Source organism: Kitasatospora sp. NPDC059722, assembly GCF_042733235.1.
Lineage (GTDB): Bacteria > Actinomycetota > Actinomycetes > Streptomycetales > Streptomycetaceae > Kitasatospora.
Genome location: NZ_JBHWGD010000272.1, coordinates 1 through 1,916 on the forward strand (window position 1 = coordinate 1; position 1,916 = coordinate 1,916).

The following is a 1,916-nucleotide window of genomic DNA, read 5'->3' on the forward strand; positions in this document are numbered from 1 at the left end:
CCGTACCACACCGACCTCTCCCGCGAGGCCGCCCGCGCCCTCGAAGGCGACGGGGGGCTCGACGAGGCCGCGTTCGTCCTCGCCGACCTCCTCGACGCCCCCGCCGAAGCCGTCGCCCTGCTCGCCCGGCACGACCGCGCCGCCCAGGCCGCCGAATTCGCCGAGGGCCGCCGCCTCGCCGCCCACCTGATCGTCCGCCTCTGGTGGCGGGCCGGCGACCGCGACCGCGCCGTCCGCACCGCCCACCGCCGCGGCGCCTTCGCCCGCGCCGTCGAGCGCCTCGCCGACACCGACCGGGCCGCCGCCCGCGACCTGCGCACCGCCTGGGTCGAGCACTGCCGCTCCCGCGGCGACCGGCTCGGCGCCGTCGCCGCCGCCTGGCCCGACCCCGTCCTGCGCCCGACCGTTGCCGCCGACCTGCGCGACGCCGTCGCCCTCGGCGGGCCCGTCCGCGGCCGGGCCCTCGCCCACCTGCTCGCCCTCGGCGCGGGAGACGCCACCCGTCGACTCGCCCGCGCCCTCCTCGACGGCGGCGACGAGGCCGCCGGGAGCCTCGCCCTCGCCGCCGCCCTCGCCGACCTCCCCGCCGCAGACCCGGCCGTCGACCGCGAGCTCACCACCGCCGCGCTCCGCGCCGTCATCCGGGCCGGCGGCTTCGGCCGGCCGGACGGCACGCGCGACGCGCACACCGAACACCTGCTCCACGAGCGGCTGTTGAAGCGCGCCGACCCGTTCGCCGCCGTCGACCTGCCCCGCCTGCGCCGCGCCGAGCACAGCGTGGCCGGCGTACCGCACCTGACCGCCCCCGACCGCCCCGGCACGCTCCCCGTCCTCGACGCCGTCCGGCTCGGCTCGGGCTCGGTCCTGGTCGCCTGCGGGCACGCGGGCGTCCGGCTGCTCGCCCCCGACGGCCGCACCCGGGCCCGCTGGGACGTGCCCGCCGACCAGCTCGTGGTCGCCGACCACGGCGGCACCGCGCTCCTGGTCGCCCACTACGGCGACGTCCACGAACTCGTCCGCCTCGACCTCGCCACCCGCACCCCCCACCCGTGGACGACGCTGCGGACCCGCCAGATCGTCCCGTCCTTCGACGGCCGCCACCTGCTCACGGCGGACGACGACGGCATCACCGTCCTGGACACCCACACCCCGCGCCCCACCGTCGTGTGGCGCGAACTCGGCCACGACCAGCGGCTGTCGGGCCCAGTGGTGCGCTCGGCGACCAGCTGCGCCGCGCTGGTGCGCACCCGCTCCGACGGCCGCACACCGGGCCGGGCCGAACTCTGGCGCTGGGACCAGCCCAGCTGGGAACTGCGCCGTCGCCTGGGACTGGAGGAGGACGACCGGGTCGCGGCGCAGCCGCTGGCCAACGGCCGTCTGCTGAGCGTCGGGCCGGGCGCGCTCCGCTGGACGGGCGAGAGCGGATCGGTCTCCCTGGAGGTGGACGGCGAGGGCGAGGCGCGCACCGACGGCGCGTGGTGGGCGTACACCGCGACGGACGCGACGGGCGCCCACGTCCGCGCCGGTGCCGGCTCCGGCGCGACGCCCGCCTTCACGGCCGGCTTCCCGGGCGCGGCCGGTACCCCGGTGGGCATCCGCCACCACGCGGGGGCGGTCACCCTGTGGCACCGCAGCGGCCGCGTCCTGGCCGTCACCCCCGACGGCGGCACGCTGCTCGTCGGTCTGCGCGTGACGGCCTCCTGAAGTCGGCTGCAGATCGTCCTTTTTCGGCCCACGCCGAAGGACGGCGACAGCGCCGCGGCACTCTCGGGACGATGGGAGCACCGGGGCGGGGCCGCGCCGGCCGGAGGCCGACGGGGGTGGTCTCCGGCCGCGGGGGGCCCCCGCGCCCCGGGGGGGGGCCGGGGGAGGGGGGAGGGGGGGCCCCCGCGCACCGCCGGGTGGGGGGGCGGGCG

General features: G+C 79.9%; 1 pseudogene. It reads left to right on the forward strand.

Going from position 1 to position 1,916, the window contains the following annotated elements:
- A pseudogene (locus tag ACFV4F_RS43210) lies at positions 1-1,704 on the forward strand (hypothetical protein); the annotation flags it as partial.
- Positions 1,705-1,916 lie beyond the last annotated feature (212 nt).